Annotated in this window: 1 protein-coding gene and 3 tRNA genes; all 4 read right to left on the bottom strand. The window is 48.9% G+C overall.

What is annotated here, in order from left to right:
- The coding region (gene tuf / locus APR53_06145; protein ID KQC03026.1) for an elongation factor Tu at nucleotides 1-1,199 on the bottom strand (1,199 nt) is incomplete at its 3' end.
- Nucleotides 1,200-1,251: 52 nt separating this feature from the next.
- Nucleotides 1,252-1,324: transfer RNA gene (locus APR53_06140), tRNA-Thr, on the bottom strand.
- 9 nt (nucleotides 1,325-1,333) lie between these two features.
- Nucleotides 1,334-1,406 (bottom strand) — tRNA-Gly (locus APR53_06135).
- Between the two features lie 4 nt (nucleotides 1,407-1,410).
- Nucleotides 1,411-1,488 (bottom strand) — tRNA-Tyr (locus APR53_06130).

The raw sequence follows: 1,488 nt of genomic DNA, 5'->3' as shown, positions 1-1,488 counted from the left end.
TCAATAATTTCAGTGACCACACCAGCGCCTACAGTTCTTCCGCCCTCCCGGATGGCAAACCGTAAACCTTTCTCCATAGCCACAGTGGTAATCAAACTCACTTCCATGTTTACATTATCTCCCGGCATCACTACCTCCACTCCTTCCGGCAGCGAGGCAATCTCTCCGGTCACATCAGTGGTCCGGAAATAATACTGGGGACGGTATCCCTTGACAAAGGGCTTATGTCTACCCCCTTCTTCTTTCTTCAATATGTATACTTCCGCCTTGAAACGCTTGTGGGGAGTTATACTCCCAGGGGCTGCCAATACCTGACCACGCTCTACCTCATCCTTACCTATTCCTCTCAACAACACTCCCACATTGTCCCCTGCCTCCGCATAATCCAATATCTTCCTGAACATCTCCAAACTGGTCGCCACCGTCTTGCGGGTCTCTCCAAATCCCACTATCTCTACTTCATTCTGAGGCTTGATTACTCCACGCTCCACTCTACCTGTGGCTACTGTTCCCCGCCCTGTTATACTGAATATGTCCTCCACACTCATCAAAAACGGCTTGTCCTTGTCCCTCTCCGGTGTGGGAATATAGGCATCTACTGCATCCAATAACTCATATATTGACTTCCAGGATTCCTCGCATTCATCATCCTTGCACTCCAACGCCTTCAATGCACTGCCCCTGATTACAGGAATGTCGTCTCCGGGAAATTCATACTCGCTCAATAATTCCCTAACTTCCATCTCCACCAAGTCCACTAACTCCTCTTCTCCTTCCATCTGATCCACTTTGTTCAAGTACACCACAATGGACGGAACATTTACCTGACGGGCTAATAATATGTGCTCACGGGTCTGCGGCTTGGGTCCTTCCGCCGCACTCACTACCAATATCGCTCCATCCATCTGAGCCGCTCCGGTGATCATGTTCTTAATGTAGTCCGCATGTCCAGGACAATCTACATGGGCATAATGCCGGTTCTCCGTCTCGTATTCTATATGGGCTAAATTGATAGTTATTCCCCGGGCCTTCTCCTCGGGAGCTTTGTCTATACTGTCAAATAACACAAACTCCGCCAATCCCTTCTTGGATAAAGCCCGTGTTATCGCACTGGTCAATGTACTCTTACCATGATCTACATGACCTATGGTCCCGATATTTAAATGAGGTTTCGTCCGCTCAAACTTCTCCTTAGCCATTATTTACGCTCCTTTATTTATTTGTTTATTTAGTAAATAATTTTTAAAATTAAGCCCCCGACCGGGGTTGAACCGGTGACCTCATCCTTACCAAGGATGCGCTCTACCTCCTGAGCTACAGGGGCATAACTATCAGCGGGAGACGGGAATCGAACCCGCGACAGTCGGCTTGGAAGGCCGATGCTCTACCAGCTGAGCTACTCCCGCAATTTGGCGAGGGTAGGATTCGAACCTACGAAGCCGTCCGGCAACAGATTTACAGTCTGCTCCCTTTGACCACTCGGGAACC

Source organism: Methanoculleus sp. SDB (assembly GCA_001412355.1).
GTDB lineage: Archaea > Halobacteriota > Methanomicrobia > Methanomicrobiales > Methanomicrobiaceae > LKUD01.
The sequence above is the reverse complement of the archived record's forward strand: the minus strand, read 5'-3'. Positions and strand labels throughout refer to the sequence as shown.